Raw genomic sequence first — 17,836 nt, forward strand, 5'->3', positions numbered from 1 at the left:
ATTGGCATTCATTGGTGACGCAGCGGAAGCAGGAAAACTACAGTTCAGGTAAACAAGGCGTATCACAGCGCTGAATTATTCGGCGGCTTGAAGTTGCGGCCGCAGCGGCGCCGTCGAGAGGCGGTCGAGCAGACGCTGGCGTTCGCCGGCGGCTTTTTCGGCACTGGCCTGCTTGACGTGGCCAAAGCCGCGGATGAGCGCCGGTACCGAAACAAGCGCGGCAGCAACCTCGATCTTGCCCGGCGCCAGCGCGCCGGCGACAAGCTCCAGGTCGGCTTCATAGAGGGCAAGAAGCTGCCGCTCCATACGCCTCTCGGCGCTGTAGCCGAACAGGTCGAAAGCGGTGCCGCGCAGGCCCTTCATCGCCGCCAGCAGTCGGAACCCGTTCATCATCCACGGGCCAAAGCTCGATTTCTTCGGCTTCCCGTCACTGCCGCGCCTGCCCATGATCGGCGGTGCGAGATGGAATTCAAGCTTGCCGTAGCTCTGGAACTGCTTTGCGAGCTCTGCGGCAAAGGAGCCGTCCGTATAAAGCCGCGCCACCTCGTATTCGTCCTTGATCGCCATCAGCTTGAACAGGTTCTTTGCGGCAGCCTCGGTCACCACGGTCGACCCGGGCACAGCATTGGTTTCGGCCTTGCGCAGCGCCGCCAGTCTGTCGGCATAGCGCTTGCCATAGGCGGCGTTCTGGTAGGCGGTCAGGAAGGCGACGCGGCGAGCAATGATATCGTCCAGCGTCTCGGCAATGGCGGCATGCTGCGTGGCCTTGCCCGGCTGGGCAAGAAGGCTGCGCACGAAATCCGGCTGGTGGGCGGCGCGGCGGCCCCAGCGAAATGCCGCGATATTCATCGCTACCGCCTCGCCGTTGATCTCGATCGCCTTCTCGACCGCCTCCGCCGACAGCGGCAAGCCGCCATGCTGGAAGGCGAATCCGAGCATGAACATGTTGGCACCAAGCGAGCTGCCGAACAGCGCAGTGGCGGTGCGGGTAGCGTCGAAGAAATGCGTCCTGTCGTCGCCCGCGGCCGTTCTTATCGCTTTCTTCAGCCGCTCGACGGGCAGCGAGAAATCGGCCGAACGGGCGAACTCGCCCGGCATGATCTCGGCAGTGTTGGCGAGGAAGATGGTATGGCCTTCGCGCACCGCGGCCAACACCTTCTTGGCACCCGAAACGACGAGATCGCAGCCGAGCACGAGATCGGCCTTGCCGGCCGATACCCGAATGGCGTGGATTTCGTCCGGCGTGCGGGCGATGCGGACATGGGTGAACACCGAGCCGCCCTTCTGGGCGAGGCCGGCCATGTCGATCATGCCGCAGCCCTTGCCTTCCAGGTGCGCGGCCATGCCGAGCACCGCGCCTATTGTGACGACGCCGGTGCCGCCGACACCGTCGATGATCGCCGCCCAGCCTTGTTCACCGAGGGTGAATTGCGCCGGCGCCGGCACCCCCGCGAGCGGGTCGGCCGCGCCGGCTATGCCTTCGGCTTTCCTGATTTTGGCGCCGTGGACAGTGACGAAGGAGGGGCAGAAACCGTTGACGCAAGAGAAGTCCTTGTTGCAACTCGACTGGTCGATCTTGCGCTTGCGGCCGAATTCGGTCTCGACCGGCTGGATCGAGACGCAATTCGACTGCACGCCGCAATCGCCGCAGCCTTCGCAGACCAGCTCGTTGATGAAGATACGCTTGTCGGGATCGGCGAAGGTGCCGCGCTTGCGGCGGCGACGCTTCTCGGCGGCGCAGGTCTGGTCGTAGAGCAGCACCGAGACGCCTTTGACCGAACGCAACTCGCGCTGGACGAGATCGAGATCGTCGCGGTGATGGATGGTGGCGCCGGCGGGAAATTCCACCTTGCCGGTATATTTGTCCGGCTCGTCGGTGACGATGGCGATGCGCTCCACGCCCTCGGCGCGCACCTGTCTTGCGATCATGTCCACCGTCAGGCCGCCCTCGTGCGGCTGCCCGCCGGTCATCGCGACGGCGTCATTGTAGAGGATCTTGTAGGTGATGTTGGCGTCGGTCGACAGCGCGAAGCGGATCGCCAGCACACCCGAGTGGTTGTAAGTGCCATCGCCCAGATTCTGGAAGATGTGCTCGCGCTTCGAGAACGGCGCCTGGCCGACCCACTGCGCGCCCTCGCCGCCCATGGCGGTGAAGCCGACGGTGTTGCGGTCCATCCACAGCGCCATGAAATGACAGCCGATTCCGGCGGCGGCGAGCGAGCCGTCCGGCACCTTGGTCGAGGAATTGTGTGGGCAGCCGGAGCAGAAGAAGGGCGTGCGCGAGGCGATGTCTGACGTGTCGGCCAGCATCGCCTGGAACTGGCGCAACTTCGCCACCCGCGCGGCGATTTCTTCCGACGGGCCGATCGTTCGCAAAATCCTCTCGCCGAGCGCGATGGCAATATCGTTGGGGTCGAGCGCGCCCTTGGCCGGGAACAGCCAGTCGCCGCGCTCGTCCTTCTTGCCGACGATGACCGGCTGCGTCGCGGTGCCGTAAAGGTTCTCGCGCAGTTGCACCTCGATCAGCGAGCGTTTCTCCTCGACGACGACGATGGTATCGAGGCCGCGAGCAAAGTCGGCGATGTGTTGCAGGTCGAGCGGCCACGGGCAGCCGACCTTGAACAGCCTGATACCGATGCGACTGGCGGCCGCTTCGTCGACGCCGATATCCTCCAGCGCCTGGCGAACATCGAGATAACTCTTGCCGATGGTGACGATGCCAAGCTTGGCGCTGGTGCCGCCCGAATAGACGATCCGATTCAGCCCATTGGCGTGGATGAACGCTGAAGCGGCGGCGCGCTTGTGTTCATGCAGCCGCTCCTCCTGGCCGAGCATGTCGATCTCGTTACGGATATTGAGGCCGCCGGGCGGCATGTCGAAGTCCGGCACGATGATGTTCAGCCGTTCGAGCGCGGCATCGACCGAGGCCGTCGATTCGATGTTGTCCTTGACGCATTTGATCGCCGCCCAAGTGCCGGCAAAACGCGACATGGCAAAGCCGTAGAGGCCGTAGTCGATGATCTCCTGGACGCCGGCCGGATTAAGGATCGGCACCATGGTGTCGACGAACAGGAACTCGGTGGCATGCGCGTTGGTCGAGGATTCGGCCATGTGGTCGTCACCCATCAGAGCCAGCACGCCGCCATGTTTCGACGACCCGGCGAGATTGGCGTGACGGAACACGTCGCCGGAGCGGTCGACGCCCGGACCCTTGCCGTACCAGACCGAAAAAACGCCGTCATGGGTACCCTCGCCCAGCAATTCGGCCTGCTGCGAGCCCCAGCAGGCGGTGGCGGCGAGCTCCTCGTTGAGACCGGGCTGGAAGACGATGTCCGACTGCGCGAGCTGGTTCCTGGCCTTCCACAGCTGCATGTCGAGGCCGCCGAGCGGCGAGCCGCGATAGCCGGAGACGAAACCGGCGGTGTTCAGGCCAGCCCGGCGGTCGCGCTCGCGCTGCATCAGAAGCATGCGGATGACTGCCTGGGCACCCGACAGGAAGATGCGCTCCTTTGCCAGGTCGAACTTGTCGTCGAGCGCGACATTGTGCAGCGTCATCAGGCATTTCCTGTGCGGAGGCCGCGCCTGGTGGTGCGCGGCCAACGTCGGAGTCGAGTGCCCACAGTCTTTCTTCCCTTGCCGGGGAGGTCAAACAAAATCGAAGGTGCCAGGCGGTCCGCAACAAACGATCCGTGCGCGGCCGTGTGGCGCCACGAAACGCCTGTCGGGGAGGATGGCCGAGCATGAAAAATTCCGGCGGCGGTCAGTGCCGCTGGTGATGCATCATGCAGCCTTTGGGCAACTGGGCTTCGGTTCACCGGGCAGCTTGCCGTCGACATGGCCGGCCAAGTCCTTGTTGAGCTCGTAGACTGGCCCGACCACCAGAGGCCGGTCGGGCAGGACCGACTGGTCGAGCGAGGACGTCAGAGTGGTCGCGAAACTCTGCAGCAACTTGCCGCTGGAATCCTCGATGCGGATCGACACCGCATAGGGCTTGTCCTTGACAACGCAGGTAAGCGGCGGGCTGGTGAGCGTCACATGCGGCAGCTTCGGCCATATTTTCTGGGTGACGATGATCGGATCACCACCGGCCGGGTTCTGGAAGGAGACCACAGCGACCTGCCCCTCACCCACCGGCCGCAGCGGATTGAGGGTGATGACATAGGTGGCGATACCCAGCCGGTAGTTGAACTCGAACAGCTTCCCGGAAATGGCGAACAGCTGGTCCTTGCCGGAATCACGGCAGGCGCCGAGCGCGGCCGCCGCGAACAACGCCGCGACGACAATCATCGCGCGTGAGAATCTTCTAGACATTGGTGACCTCCCTGGCCGCGGTCCGGCGGCGATAGTGTCGGTTTGCCTTCTGGCGGTTGCCGCACACCGCCATGTCGCACCAGAGGCGGCTGGAATTGCGGCTTTTGTCGACAAACAGCCAGCTGCAGTTCGGACATATCCGCAGCCTGGCGATGGTGTCGCTACGCAGCAGCGACAGCGCCGAGACCGCAAGCGCGGCCTCGAAGGCAATCGGCGTCGCCGGATCACCGAACGGTTTTCCAGGCGTGCCGATTTCGGTGCGGCTATGAGCAAGGCCATCGGCGCAGGCTTCCAAGAATTTCGGCATATCGCCGGTCGCGATCGCACCTTTCGATACCGCGCCGCGAAACAGCCGATCGGTCGTCTCCCGGATCGACAGCACCACCGGTGCGATCTTTTCAGGCGCCGGCGCTACGAGCCGCCTGCCGCCGAGCTCGGCGGCGCGAAAGGCACTCGCGGCTTCGGCAAAGCGGGCGATCTCGGCCGGATCGTCGAAACGGTCGAAAGTTTTCTTCGGATCGTTCCGCAAAACGACGGTGTTCGCCGTATCGAGCGCCAGCATGCCACCGGTAAAGCGGTGCGGAGTCCAGGATACTGTCATATGGCGAATCTAACTGATAACTCGCGTTTGACAAGTTAGATTCCGGGTGCAACGCTCGTCACTGAGGCGATCGCCGTACTGAGAATATCGTTCGTCCCAAACCTCTGCCCCGATTGCGGGGCATGCATAGAGGGTCTTGCATGCTCTATTTCTTCCAGCAGGTTCTGAACGGGCTGCATTCGGGCGCGCTCTACGCATTGCTTGCCTTCGGCTACGTGCTGACCAACGGCATCCTGCACCGTACCAATCTTGCCTATGGCGCGCTGTTCGCCTTTTGCGGGCATACGATGATCCTCACCGCGGCGTTCGGCTATCAGGCGCTGTGGCTGACGCTGTTTGCATCGGTCGCGCTCGGCGTAGCTGCGGCATTCCTTTATGCGGCGCTGCTCAGCCATGTCCTGTCGCGAAGTATCTTCGAACCGCTGGCCGACCGCTCGCCCAACGCCATCGTGGTGACGACGCTCGGCATATTGCTGGTCTTGTCGGAAGCCAGCCGCATCGCCGCCGATACCCATGACCTATGGTTGCCGCCAATGCTGGCCCAGACCATCGTCTTCGCGCAGAATGCCAGCTTCAAGGCGACGTTGACGCTGATCCAATTGCTCGATTGCGCCGCCGTACTGGCGGCCATAGCGCTGGCTGCTTGGGGCTTCGCATATTCGAGCTTCGGCCGGAGCTGGCGCGCCGTATCCGACGATCCCAAGGCGGCTGCGATGTGCGGCGTCGATGTCCGTGCGGTGTTTCGGCGTGCGGTGCTTTTCGGCGGCCTTTGCGCGGCACTGGCTGGCGTGCTCGCCGCCTTCTACTACGGTAACATCAGCTTCGGCACAGGGTTGGTCTACGGGTTGAAAATCCTGTTCGTGACCGCAGTGGGCGGCTATCTTTCGCCTTTGCGGGCGGCACTGGGCGCCGCCGCTTTCGGCATGGCCGAATCGCTATGGGCCGGCTATTTTCCGCTCGAATGGCGGGACGGCTGGATGTACCTGTTCCTCGTCGCCATGCTTGTGCTGATCGGCGCCGGCCGCGACCAACAGAAGATCGCCTGAGCCGCACCCGACTTTGCTTGGGTGAAAGCGCCGCATGTCCTTGGACATGCAAAGGATGCGGCAGCATTTTGCCGCCCGTCATCTCACAACTGTGTTTATGCGGGCTGTCCCGTGTTGACCCGCCGGACCACGCACTGCATACCGTTGGTCCACAGCGACGCGACGGACAGGGAACCGCCGCGCTCTGACACAAGGGAGGAATGCATGGCAGGGCTTCTCGCTCTTTCCAGAACCATTGACCGTTTGAACGAATTCATCGGCAAATGGGTTTCGTGGCTGATCCTGCTGGCGATCCTGGTAAGCGCCGCCAACGCCGTCATCCGCAAGATGTTCGACATGTCCTCGAACGCCTGGCTGGAATTGCAATGGTATCTGTTCGGCGCCGCCTTCATGCTGGCCGCCGCCTACACGCTGAAGCAGAACGACCATATCCGCATCGATATCGTCTACGGCATGTTCTCGCGCCGCGTGCAGCACTGGATCGACCTTTTCGGTCACGTCTTCTTCCTGATGCCGTTCGTGACGTTGATGGTGGTCTATTTCGTTCCCTATGTGTCGCTGTCGTATCGCAGCGGGGAGATGTCGAACAATTCCGGCGGGCTGATCATCTGGCCGGCGAAGGCGATCCTGCTGGTCGGCTTTTTTCTGCTCGCACTGCAGGGCATTTCCGAAATCATCAAGAAAATCGCCATCATGCGCGGTCAGATGGACGATCCCACCCCGTTCATATCGGCGCATGAGCAGGCCGAACTCGAAGCCAAGGCGCTCGCCGAAGAGGTGCGCTCGTGATCGAGTTCATCGCCCAGAACATGGCGCCGATCATGTTCGCCTCGCTGGTCGTCTTCCTGCTGATCGGCTACCCCGTCGCCTTCTCGCTCGCCGCCAACGGCCTGATGTTCTTCTTCATCGGCGTGCTTCTGTCGCCCTATTCGGGCGGCTCGATCAATCTCGCCTGGCCGTTGCTGCACGCGTTGCCGGATAATTTCTATGGCAGCCGGGTGATGTCGAACGATACGCTGCTGGCGATCCCGTTCTTCACCTTCATGGGCATCGTGCTCGAACGATCCGGCATGGCCGAAGACCTGCTCGACACGATCGGCCAGTTGTTCGGACCGGTCCGTGGTGGCCTCGCCTATGCCGTGATTTTCGTCGGCGCGCTGCTTGCCGCGACGACCGGCGTGGTGGCGGCCTCCGTCATTGCCATGGGTCTGATTTCGCTGCCGATCATGCTGCGCTACGGCTACGACCGGCGGCTGGCATCCGGCGTCATTGCCGCGTCCGGGACGCTCGCCCAGATCATCCCGCCGTCACTGGTGCTGATCGTCCTGGCCGACCAGCTCGGCCGCTCGGTCGGCGATATGTATAAGGGAGCGCTGATCCCCGGGCTCATTTTGACCGGCATCTACATGCTCTACATCCTGCTCATGTCGATCTTCCGGCCGAAGTCGATGCCGGCCCTGCCGCTGGAGGCCCGCACGCTCGGCCACGGTGTGCTGTCGCTGCTGGCGGCGCTGCTGGCGGCGGTGGTGGTTTCCTATGCGGCGTATCGCTACCTTGCGCCGAACCATGGCGGCAACGCCGATATCCTCGGCGCCACCATCGGCGTCATCTTCATCTATGTCGTGGCGATTGTTGACCAGCGCCTGAAGATCAACCTGATGTCCAGACTGGCACAGCAGGTGATCATCGTGCTGATCCCGCCGCTGGCGCTGATCTTCCTGGTGCTGGGCACCATCTTCCTTGGCATCGCCACGCCGACGGAAGGCGGCGCCATGGGCGCCGTCGGCGCGCTGGCAATGGCGGCGATGAAGGGGCGGCTGTCGCTCGACGTGGTCAAGCAGGCGCTGGCCTCGACGACCAGGCTGTCGTCCTTCGTTCTGTTCATCCTGATCGGCGCGCGGGTGTTCTCGCTGACCTTCTACGGCGTCAATGGCCACATCTGGGTCGAGCACCTGTTGACGTCGCTGCCGGGCGGTGAAGTCGGTTTCCTGATTGGCGTCAACATCCTCGTCTTCGTGCTCGCCTTCTTCCTCGACTTTTTCGAGCTTGCCTTCATCATCGTACCGCTTTTGGCGCCAGCGGCTGACAAACTCGGCATCGACCTGATCTGGTTTGGCGTGCTTTTGGGCGTCAACATGCAGACCTCCTTCATGCATCCGCCCTTCGGCTTCGCGCTGTTTTATCTGCGCTCGGTCGCCGCGCGCGTGCCCTATCTCGACCGACTCACCGGCAAGCAGATCGCGCCGGTCACCACAGGGCAGATCTATTGGGGCGCAGTGCCCTTCGTCTGCATCCAGGTGATCATGATCGGCCTGACCATCGCCTTCCCGCAGATGGTGATGCACTACAAAGGCACTGTCGTCGATCCTGGCACCATCAACTACCAGGTGCCGGAAACGCCTGGCATCGGCTTGTCGCCGCTTGGCACGCCGCCGGCCAACGGCGGCACTGCCCCGGCCTCACCTTCCACACCGGATTTGTCGCAGCCGCCGAGCTTCGACGAAAAGCCGCCCGCGAAACCGGCGGCGCCGGCAATCGATCTGTCGCAACCACCGAGTTTCAACTGAGGAAGGCCCGGCAGCCATGAAGGCGGTTCGGTTGGAGCGAGTGGGCAGCCTCGCCGTGTGCGAGGTCGAGAAACCGACCGCCGGGCCGAACGATCTGCTGGTGCGCATCGAGGCGTGCGGCGTCTGCGGCACCGACAGGCATCTTTTCCATGGTGAATTCCCGTGCACGCCGCCGGTGACGCTCGGGCATGAATTCTCCGGCATCGTCGAGGCGGTCGGACCTGCCGTATCCGGCTTTTCCGTCGGCGACCGCGTCACCGGCGATCCCAACATTGCCTGTGGCCGATGCGAGCATTGTCAGGCCGGCCGGGTCAATCTCTGCGGCAATCTACGCGCCATCGGCATCCATTGCGATGGCGGCTTTGCCGAATATCTTGTCCTGCCACAGAAACAGGCCTTCGTCTTGCCAGGCGATCTGAAGCCTACGCATGGTGCTTTCTGCGAGCCGCTCGGCTGCTGCCTGCATGGCGTGGACCTTGCCGCGATCAAACCAGGCTCGTCGGTCGCGGTGCTCGGCGGCGGCGTGATCGGCCTGCTCACCGTTCAGCTGGCAAAGCTCGCCGGTGCGACGACCATTATCTTGTCGACCCGTCAGGCCTCGCGGCGGGCTCTTGCCGAGCAATTTGGCGCAACGGCGACGCTCGATCCCAGCGCCTTCGATGTCACCGATGCGATCGTCGGCCCGTCGGGTTTCATGCCGGGCGGCGTCGACGTGGTGTTCGAATGCGCCGGCGTGAAAGACACTGTTGAGCAGGCGATGCGGCTGGCCAAAGCGGGCGGCACCGTCGTCGTCGTCGGCGTGATGCCGCAAGGCATGAAAGTGGCGTTCGAACCGTTCGATCTGCTGTTCCGTGAGTTGAAGGTCCTGGGTTCCTTCCTCAACCCCTTTACCCATCGCCGGGCCGCCGATCTTATCGCCTCGGGGGCGATCGAAGTAGATCGGCTGATATCACGACAAGTCAGCCTCGACGAGGCGGTGGCGATCATTGCCAACCCGCCGGCGCCAGGTGAGGTCAAAGTCCTGGCAGTGCCTCAGAGCTGATCCATCGGGCCAGTTGCCACCGGCAGGCTTCGCGGTTCTGCGTCGCATCGATGGCTTCATCCTCAATCTGATAAAGCCGGGCTGATGAAGCCGGGGAAAGGCGACCCCGCCACCTATGCCGACGCCGGCTTACAACCGGGTGAAGGTCCAGCAACTGATGCGTGGCCGCATCAAGTCGACAGTGTTCTATTGCCATGCTCCGGGCGGGAATACCGGTGGAAGTCAGTGCGTCCGAGGCTGACAGGAAGGAACACAGGGCGTGCTCAGGGTCCTTTGACAAGAACCACGTCTTCCTGGAGCGGAATGCATTCAAATAAAACCGGGCATCCGCTTTGTTTTAGCCCATTTCTGCGACGCCGAGTGGAGCCACTCGGCGTCGCAGAATGTTCTAGAGCTTGCTGTTGCGCTGCTGGACCATCATGAAGGTGTCATAGTTGTACTCGGCCACCTGCGCCCAGAGATAATGCTCCTTGCGGAACGCCTTGATCGAATCCCAGATCTTCTTGAACGGCGCGTTCGAGGCTTCCATCTCGGCATAGACTTCGTTGGCCTTTTCGAAACAGGCGGCCATGATCTCCTGGCTGAACGGGCTCAACTTGGCACCGCCGGCAACCAGCCGCTTAACCGCCGCCGGATTGAGATAGTCGTATTTCTGCAGCATGTTGGCGTCGGCCGCTTGAGCGGCAGTATGCACCAGCGACTTGTAAGCCGGCGAAAGTTCGTCGTATTTCGCCTTGTTGAACATCAGATGGACAGTCGGTCCACCTTCCCACCAGCCGGGATAGTAGTAATAGGGCGCAACCTTGTAGAAGCCGAGCTTCTCGTCGTCATAGGGGCCGACCCATTCGGCGGCATCGATCGTGCCTTTTTCCAGCGCCGGATAAATGTCGCCACCGGCGATCTGCTGAGGAACCACGCCGAGCCTTTGCACCACTTTGCCGGCAAAACCACCGATACGCATCTTGAGGCCGGAAAGGTCGGCGACCGTTTTGATCTCCTTGCGGAACCAGCCGCCCATCTGCACGCCGGTATTGCCGCCCGGCAGCCCAAACAGACCCTGCGTCGCCAGGAACTCGTTGAACAGATCGATGCCGCCACCATGATAGTGCCAGGCGTTTATGCCGCGCGCGTTGAGCGAAAACGGAACCGCCGCTCCCAGCGCCCAGGTCGGGTCCTTGCCCCAGTAATAGTATGCCACCGTGTGGCAGGCCTCGACGGTGCCGGCAGTGGTGGCATCGGCGGCCTGCAGGCCGGGAACGAGTTCGCCGGCGGCGAAGACCTGGACCTGGAAGTTGCCGTCGGTCGCCTCCGACAGCATCTTGGAAAACACTTCGGCGCCACCATAGATCGTATCGAGCGACTTCGGGAAGGACGACGCCAGCCGCCAGGTCACTTTCGGATTGGACTGAGCGATGGCCGGGGCGGCAAGTGTCGCGGCAGCGGCCGCGGCGCCAACGCCGGCGGTGCCGGCCTTGCGGATGAACGAACGACGATCCATGAAGTTCCTCCCTTTTGGATCCACTGACCGACATTCGGGACACTTCGGCGCCCGGATCGGCTTCGAGCCGACAATACACAGGCAAGGAGTCGAGTCCAGCACGGCAGCCCGGTTTGAGCGGCGCATTTCGGGGAAATTCACGGCGTTGGGGCAGATCTTGCAACTATAGTCTAAGGTCGATTAACTGGCCTACGCGACACGCCGAAACTTGCCATGGAAATGCGCCTTCGGATCGCCTATTTTGCAGGCAGATAATTCGTTGCACCCGATGGGATCCGGACCAAATGCACCAGCCGCTCGTCGCAATATCGACCGACGTCCGCCAGTTCGACAATTACACCTGGCATGCCGCGCCACAGCAATATCTCGAAGCGGCGCTTTCGGGTGCAGGCGTGTTCCCGCTGCTGGTACCATCCTTCGCCGACCGGCTCGACTTCGACGAACTGCTTTCCGCCGTCGACGGCGTCATGGTCACCGGCTCCAAATCGAACGTTCATCCCTCGCTCTATGGCGGTGACGCCAGCGAAGCCAATGGTCCCTACGACCCCGCCCGCGACGCCACCACGCTGCCGCTGATCCGCCGGGCGGTGGAGCGCGGGGTGCCATTGCTCGCCATCTGCCGCGGCATCCAGGAGATGAATGTGGCGCTGGGTGGCACGCTGGCCACCGAAATCCAGGAACGCGCCGGTTCGCTCGATCATCGTGCGCCGGCAAGCGACAATCAGGACGAACGCTTCGCCATCCGCCAGAGCGTGGCGATAAAACCCGGCAGCTGCCTGGCCGGGGTCTTCGGCGCCGGCGACATCATGGTCAATTCGGTGCATCGCCAGGCCATCGACCGGCTTGGCCCAAAGCTGCAGGTCGAAGCGGTCGCCGCCGACGGCACTGTCGAGGCGGTTTCGGTGCGCGATGCACGGGCTTTCGCCGTCGGCGTCCAGTGGCATCCCGAATACTGGGTCAAATCGGACAGTATCTCGGTAAAGATATTTCGCGCATTCGGCGATGCGGTGCGCCTGCATCAGGCGGCGAAATCGGGTGCGCGCGCAGCCGCGGAATAGTCCTGCCGCGCTCGCTAGTTGCCGGCCGACGCCAGCGTCAGCAGCGGCAGCGCCGGCGCGTAGGATTCGTAACCATCGCCGTCGGCGACTGAGAACATGACGATCGGATCGGTGCCGTTGGCGCTGAAGGTGACCGTGCCGTCATCCTGCTCTCGCCAGAACTTCGCCTGCTCGACGCCGGGCAACACCCGGCGGCAATTTGCTGCGACCGTCAACAGCGACAGACCTTGCGAAATCTCGGCGCCGCGGCTGACCGCACAAGACCCCTCGTCGCCATGGGCTACCAGCCTGTAGTTGCCGGATGAAGGCGGTGACTCACTGGCTGCACGGCTTTCACCGCTACCGGCGTAAAACAGCTGGGCGCTGCCGAACAGCACAGCGACTGCCATCAATGCAGGAAGCGTCTTCATCCTGGTTCTCCGCGCATTTCAAGCGCGCCGGTTCGAAGAGATCAGGGAGGCGCGCTTCATCTTGCTGTCATGTCCTGTCAGGCGGACATACACCGCGAAGGGACCAGAATGATTCCGAAGGGTTAAGCTGAAGTTAATAGATATGGCAGCCCGCTTACGGCCTTGCCTTGACATTTGCCGTCTCCGGCACCGGCGTCAGCGCCTTTCGCTGCGAAAACCACGAGACCAGATTGTCGACGCACAGGTCCGCCATGGCGCGGCGGGTGTGCTGCGAGGCTGAGCCGACATGCGGCAAAAGCGAGGTGTTGGGCGCGGCAAGCAACGCCGCTGGCACATTCGGCTCGTCGGCAAAGACGTCTAGCCCGGCAGCGGCGATGCTGCCGCTGGCAAGTGCGGCGGCAAGGGCTGGTTCGTCGACCGTGCTGCCCCGGCCGATGTTGACAAAGACGCCGTTCGGCCCAAGAGCCGAGAGAATTTCGGCATTGACGGCCTTTTCCGTCGAAGCCCCGCCGGGCGCCACCGAGATCAGTGTGTCGACCGCCTCGGCGAGACCTTTCAGCGTCGGGTGATGGTCATAGGACAGGCCTTCGACGCGGCGCCGGTTGTGATAGGCAATGGGCAGCCCAAAAGCGTCGAGCCGGCGGGCAATGGCGAGGCCGATGCGGCCCATGCCAAAGATACCGACATGGCGCCCGCGCAAGGTCAGCCGGCTCAGCGGATAGTTGCCGTTGCGCAGCCAGCTTCCGTCGCGCAGCCAGGCCTCGGCGCGCGGCAGTTCGCGGATGGTATTGATCAACAGGCCGAGCGCCGTATCGGCGACCTCTTCGGTCAGCACATCCGGTGTGTTGGTGACCATGATGCCGCGCTGTGCGGCGTGGCGGACATCGACCGAATCATAGCCGACGCCGAAATTGGCGATGATCTCGAGCTTTGGCAGCGCGTCCATCAACGCGGCGCTTATGCCGCCAAAGGCGGCGATGCCGCGCACCGTATGACGCATCTCGTCGGTGACCAGCGACGGATCGGCGCGTTCGATCCGGACGCGGCTGAACACCCCGTCGATGCGGCCGACCGCATGATCGTTGAACTGGCCGGGCACCAGAATGGCGACAGCTTGCTGTTTGGTTTTTGTCATGCACGTTCCACCGGTTTGCCGGTCGACTGGCGCACATGCAGTTCCGGCTTGATCAGTTCCTGCGACGGCCGCACCGTCTGTCCGTTGAGTTTGTCGAGCAGCGCGCTGGCGGCGCGGCGGCCAACCTCGCGCTGGCCGTTCCAGACGGTGGTTAGCGCAGGCGTCGCGATCGCCGCCTCCTCGAGGTCGTCATAGCCGGTAACAGAGATGTCGATGCCCGGCACCAGCCCGGCGCGCGCAATGCCGTTCATCAGGCCGATGGCGACGAGGTCGTTCCAGCAGCAGGCCGCGGTCGGCCTGTCCTTCAGCGCCAGGAACTGCCCGGCGGCCTCGAAGCCGGCCTGCTTGGTGCGTGGGCCGGCGATGCGCCAGGACGGCCTGACCTCAAGCCCTGCCGCCTCCATGGCGTTGACATATCCCTGATAGCGGTCGCGGCCGGTCGAGGTCTGGTCGGTACCGCCGATCATTGCGATGCGCTTGTGGCCAAGCGAGATCAGATGATTGGTGGCAAGCCCGGTGCCATAGGCATCGTCGCCGCGAAACACCGGCACGTCGGCACCTTCGACGGTGCGTGCAATCAGCACTGCCGGGAGACCGTTCTCCTCGGCCATGATTATGTCTTCGGGCGGTGTGCCGATGGCCGGCGACATGATGACGCCGTCAGCGCCGAGTTGCAGAAGCGTGTCGATGAAGGTGCGTTGTTTCTCGAGCTGGTCGTAGTGGTTCGACAGGATGAAGGTTTGCCGGCTGCGGTCGAGTTCGCTCTCGATCGAACGCAATATCTCGGCAAAGAACGGGTTCATGATGTCGTGGACGACGACGCCGACTATGCCTGAGCGCGAGGTGCGCAGGCTGGCGGCGCGGCGGTTGTAGATATAGCCGATGGCGCGGGCATGTTCCTTGATGCGGTCGCGGGTGCCGCCGGCGACCAGCGGGCTGTCGCGCAAGGCCAGCGAAACCGTGGCCGTGGACACGCCGAGCGCATCCGCGATGGTGGAAAGCTTGATCTTCTGTGCCAGCGCCCTGCGCTCCCGAAGCAATTTAAACTGTTTAAAGGCCGGCTCTTATGCCATCGATCCCGCGCAAATCAAAGTTTTTTTGCCAGCGCTTCCGCCTCCGCGTCCAGCGTCGCGCGGTTGCGCACACGAAGCCGGTGCTCGCGGTGGACGATGTAGAGGCCGCTGGCGACGATGACTGTCGCACCGGCCAGCGTCCAGCGGTCGGGAAACTGGTTGAAGACGATCAGGCCGGAGATGATCATCCAGATCATCTGCGAATAGGGATAGGGGGCCAGGGCCGTGGTGGTGGCAAGGCGATAGGCCTGCACAAGAAGCCAATGGCCGATGGCGCCGAAGACGCCCAGCATCAGCAATATGAACCAGTGCCAGCCATCCTGCGGCAACGAAAGCGAAAACGGCAGTGTCGGCAGCAGCAGCACGGCCGGCGCCAACGCCGAAAACAGGATGAGGCTTTCCGAGGTTTCCGTCGCCGACATGCGGCGCGTCATGATGACGTAGAAACTGTTCGATAGCATCGAGCCGAGCGCAAAGAGATGGCCGACGCCAAAAACCCCGATGCCCGGCCGGGTGATGATGAGGACGCCGACAAAGCCGCTCATGATCGCCAGCCAACGCCGCCAGCCGGCCCATTCCCCTAGCAACGGACCGGCAAGCGCGGTGATCACCATCGGGCCGAAGAAGTAGATCGAGGTGGTTTCCGCCAGCTGCAGCGTCCGCAGCGCGAGAATGTTGCATATCGTCGATCCGAACAGGAGCAGACCGCGCGTGAGATGCGCCGGCAGGTTGGCGGGACGAAAGCGCAGCGGCTCACGCCATCCGTGCAGAAAGACGCCGACGATCAGCACATGGACCGCGAAGCGGGTCCAGGCGACGATCAGCGCCGAGACGCCGGCCAGCACAAGGTACTTGCTGCTGGTGTCGAGGAAGGTGAAAAACACATAGACGGAAAGCATGCACAGGATCGCCGCCGGCGATGTCGCGCTTTCGTCTTGTCTTGGGGGAGCATTCAATTTCAGGTCGGACGGGAAGCAAGGCGGTCCCTCACCAATGCGGCAATTGTCGCCTGCGGGCAAGCCAAAACAGTCTGGCACAACGACAGCCGCCGACAGGCTCAGTTTGTTTCCCAGTGGCCGACCTAGTGGCCGACGACTCAGGCGTGCATGCGGGCGCCCTTGGTGATCTTGTCGACGAGCTTCTTTTCGGCGCGAAGCGCGATGCCGACCACCTTGGCATCCTCCGGCGCAAATTCGGCAAAGACGGCGCGGTTGGCCAGATCATACCCGGTCGAAAACATATCCTCGACATAGAGCGAAACCGTCACACCACGCTCCAGCGCCCGCCGCTGGATCGCGCCGAGCGTCTGGCCGTCCGCCGAAAGCACGATGACCGGCTGGATCGACAGCGGGTTGTAGATATTGCCGGCGCGATCACGGTAGGGGTCGCCGATAATGTCGGGAAATTGCGCGACGATGCCGCTGGTCAGAAAGGCGGTGACATTGAGCTTTTGCCAGACGGGAAGATCATCCTTGAGCACGATTGCAAATTTCGTATCGAACATGCGACAGTTTCCAATCCGAAAAGGGGGCCAATCCGAGGCTGCGAGTGAAGCGATGGCGCACGATCTAGACCGGGAAGCCTTTCAGGGTCTTGGACGTTTGTGCGTGGATGCAGCCGAGAACTGCATCGTACCGGCACCCGGTGCTGCCGGGATGGAACGCATCGAGGCCCGGTTCCACGGCAATGCCTTCGATCTCCATCGCCACGACACCTATGCGATCGGGGTGACGCTTTATGGCGTGCAGCGCTTCCGCTATCGCGGCCAAACGCATCAGAGCCTGCCTGGCCAGATCATTATCCTTCATCCCGACGAACTGCACGATGGCGGTGCCGGCACCGAAGACGGCTTGCGATACAGAATGCTCTATTTGGAGCCGTCCCTGATGCTCGATTGTCTCGGCGGCGGATCACTACCATTTGTCGGGAATGCCGTGGTGACAGACCGCGATCTCCGGGCGACGCTGCTTTCGGCGCTCGGGCCGTTGAATCAGGAACTGGACGAGCTGTTTGTCGTCGATTTCATGACGCAGCTTATGCAAAGCTTGGCCCGGCACGCCGGTCAGCCGACGAAACCGGTAGCGAAAACTGCGTGGCGCGCCGCCAGCCTGGCGCGCGACTATCTGGAGGAAAATGTCGCGCGGATTGTACGTTCGGATGAATTGGAGGCGATAACCGGATTGGACCGTTATGCCCTGTCGCGGCATTTCCGCGCCACCTTCTCCACCAGCCCGCACCGGTTCCTGTTGATGCGCCGGCTTCAACGAGCCCGTCGGATGATGGAAGCCGACGAGCCACTGGCGCAAATCGCCATCGCAGCCGGCTTCAGTGACCAAAGCCATTTCAATCGGCATTTCAAAAAGGCGTTCGGCGTCACACCGGGACGCTGGTCGGCACTGACGCGACGGCCGTCAGCGGCGAACGCGTGACCTTATTCAAGGATCTTGTCCTCGATATCCAGTTCGTCATCGGGGAGCACCATTTCGCCGTTCGAAAGGTTCGCCTCGACACGGGCAAGCAGCTTGAACAGCGCTTTCTGATCCTTCTTGTCGAGACCCTTCAATGCCTGCTTTTCGGTCTTCTTCACCGATTTCTCGATGGCGTGGATGAATTCGCGGCCGGTGTCGGTGAGGAAAATATGCGCCTGGCGGGCATCGGCGGACGAGGCCCGTTTCTCCAGAAAGCCCTGCGCCTGCAGCCGGTTGATGGTTTTGGTGATGGTTGGCGGACGCACGCCGAGGCGGCCGGCAAGGTTGCCGGGCGTCTGCCCGTCCTCGCGGTCGAGCGCCAGCATGATCTGGTCCTGGCCGGCATAGAAACCATGCGCCAGAAGCCGGGCGGCGAGCGCCGTGCGCGCCAGCCGCGCCGCCGAATGCAGCCGGCTCATTGTTGCAGTCTTGTCCGCCTTGGCCATGCTCATCCCTCCTCGGCCGAACCGGAGCGGACAGCATAGAAGCAGGCCGCCGATTGGCAATGACGATCGAAAACATTCCGGCTCGGAAAATAGCTTTGCCGGCAAGCTTCGCGGTGTTCGCCGTGGCTAATGCCAGATGTTTATTTCAGTTAGATGACAAACGACTTTCCGCAATGGCTGG

The 17,836-nt window shown here is 62.7% G+C and carries 16 protein-coding genes; 6 read left to right on the forward strand and 10 right to left on the reverse strand.

The window, feature by feature from the left end:
• Positions 1-75: 75 nt before the first annotated feature.
• From NKJ73_RS03610 to NKJ73_RS03620, 3 genes are all read right to left on the reverse strand, one after another.
• Complete coding sequence (locus NKJ73_RS03610) at positions 76-3,555, reverse strand: indolepyruvate ferredoxin oxidoreductase family protein (RefSeq protein ID WP_352568381.1); 3,480 nt, start codon at positions 3,553-3,555, stop codon at positions 76-78.
• A 225-nt stretch (positions 3,556-3,780) separates the two neighbouring features.
• Positions 3,781-4,311, reverse strand: coding sequence for a hypothetical protein (locus NKJ73_RS03615; protein ID WP_352452209.1), 531 nt, complete (start codon positions 4,309-4,311; stop codon positions 3,781-3,783).
• The gene (locus tag NKJ73_RS03620; RefSeq protein WP_352454730.1) at positions 4,304-4,912 is read right to left on the reverse strand and encodes a CGNR zinc finger domain-containing protein; all 609 of its coding nucleotides are present in this window, start codon (positions 4,910-4,912) and stop codon (positions 4,304-4,306) included. The genes NKJ73_RS03615 and NKJ73_RS03620 overlap by 8 nt, the downstream gene beginning before the upstream one ends.
• A 140-nt stretch (positions 4,913-5,052) precedes the next feature.
• Here NKJ73_RS03620 and NKJ73_RS03625 point away from each other — a divergent pair, with 140 nt between their 5' ends.
• The 4 genes from NKJ73_RS03625 (at position 5,053) to NKJ73_RS03640 (ending at position 9,567) form a co-directional block, all read left to right on the forward strand.
• Positions 5,053-5,958, forward strand: coding sequence for a branched-chain amino acid ABC transporter permease (locus NKJ73_RS03625; RefSeq protein WP_023676253.1), 906 nt, complete (start codon positions 5,053-5,055; stop codon positions 5,956-5,958).
• A 204-nt stretch (positions 5,959-6,162) separates the two neighbouring features.
• Complete coding sequence (locus NKJ73_RS03630; protein ID WP_352568382.1) at positions 6,163-6,747, forward strand: TRAP transporter small permease subunit; 585 nt, start codon at positions 6,163-6,165, stop codon at positions 6,745-6,747.
• Entirely contained in the window at positions 6,747-8,525 is a 1,779-nt protein-coding gene (locus NKJ73_RS03635) for a TRAP transporter large permease (protein ID WP_352568565.1), read from the forward strand. The genes NKJ73_RS03630 and NKJ73_RS03635 overlap by 1 nt, the downstream gene beginning before the upstream one ends.
• 16 nt (positions 8,526-8,541) lie before the next feature.
• Positions 8,542-9,567: a zinc-dependent alcohol dehydrogenase family protein gene (locus NKJ73_RS03640; RefSeq protein ID WP_352568383.1), complete on the forward strand. Its 1,026-nt coding sequence runs from the start codon at positions 8,542-8,544 to the stop codon at positions 9,565-9,567.
• Between the two features lie 388 nt (positions 9,568-9,955).
• Here the strand turns inward: NKJ73_RS03640 and NKJ73_RS03645 are convergent, their stop codons facing one another.
• Positions 9,956-11,065, reverse strand: coding sequence for a TRAP transporter substrate-binding protein (locus tag NKJ73_RS03645; protein WP_352492671.1), 1,110 nt, complete (start codon positions 11,063-11,065; stop codon positions 9,956-9,958).
• A 284-nt stretch (positions 11,066-11,349) separates the two neighbouring features.
• Between NKJ73_RS03645 and NKJ73_RS03650 the strand changes: the two genes are divergently transcribed.
• Entirely contained in the window at positions 11,350-12,123 is a 774-nt protein-coding gene (locus NKJ73_RS03650; protein WP_352568384.1) for a gamma-glutamyl-gamma-aminobutyrate hydrolase family protein, read from the forward strand.
• Between the two features lie 14 nt (positions 12,124-12,137).
• Here NKJ73_RS03650 and NKJ73_RS03655 read toward each other — a convergent pair whose 3' ends face one another.
• From NKJ73_RS03655 to NKJ73_RS03675, 5 genes are all read right to left on the reverse strand, one after another.
• Positions 12,138-12,533 carry a hypothetical protein gene (locus tag NKJ73_RS03655; RefSeq protein ID WP_352454732.1) on the reverse strand — a complete coding sequence of 132 codons (396 nt, stop codon included), beginning with the start codon at positions 12,531-12,533 and terminating at the stop codon, positions 12,138-12,140.
• A gap of 154 nt (positions 12,534-12,687) precedes the next feature.
• Positions 12,688-13,668 (reverse strand): 2-hydroxyacid dehydrogenase, encoded by a 981-nt coding sequence (locus NKJ73_RS03660; protein WP_352568385.1) that lies wholly within the window; start codon positions 13,666-13,668, stop codon positions 12,688-12,690.
• Entirely contained in the window at positions 13,665-14,687 is a 1,023-nt protein-coding gene (locus NKJ73_RS03665) for a LacI family DNA-binding transcriptional regulator (protein WP_023676245.1), read from the reverse strand. Before NKJ73_RS03665 ends, NKJ73_RS03660 begins: the two co-directional genes overlap by 4 nt.
• A 68-nt stretch (positions 14,688-14,755) precedes the next feature.
• Entirely contained in the window at positions 14,756-15,640 is an 885-nt protein-coding gene (locus NKJ73_RS03670) for a DMT family transporter (RefSeq protein ID WP_036238364.1), read from the reverse strand.
• Between the two features lie 197 nt (positions 15,641-15,837).
• Complete coding sequence (locus NKJ73_RS03675) at positions 15,838-16,245, reverse strand: DUF2000 family protein (protein ID WP_352568386.1); 408 nt, start codon at positions 16,243-16,245, stop codon at positions 15,838-15,840.
• Between the two features lie 52 nt (positions 16,246-16,297).
• On the opposite strand from NKJ73_RS03675, the gene NKJ73_RS03680 reads away from it, so the two are divergent.
• Positions 16,298-17,170 (forward strand): AraC family transcriptional regulator, encoded by an 873-nt coding sequence (locus NKJ73_RS03680; RefSeq protein ID WP_352568567.1) that lies wholly within the window; start codon positions 16,298-16,300, stop codon positions 17,168-17,170.
• A gap of 2 nt (positions 17,171-17,172) precedes the next feature.
• Here the strand turns inward: NKJ73_RS03680 and NKJ73_RS03685 are convergent, their stop codons facing one another.
• The gene (locus NKJ73_RS03685) at positions 17,173-17,655 is read right to left on the reverse strand and encodes a MarR family winged helix-turn-helix transcriptional regulator (protein ID WP_352568387.1); all 483 of its coding nucleotides are present in this window, start codon (positions 17,653-17,655) and stop codon (positions 17,173-17,175) included.
• Positions 17,656-17,836: the final 181 nt, after the last annotated feature.

The organism is Mesorhizobium sp. M0074 (assembly GCF_040322975.1).
Lineage (GTDB): Bacteria > Pseudomonadota > Alphaproteobacteria > Rhizobiales > Rhizobiaceae > Mesorhizobium.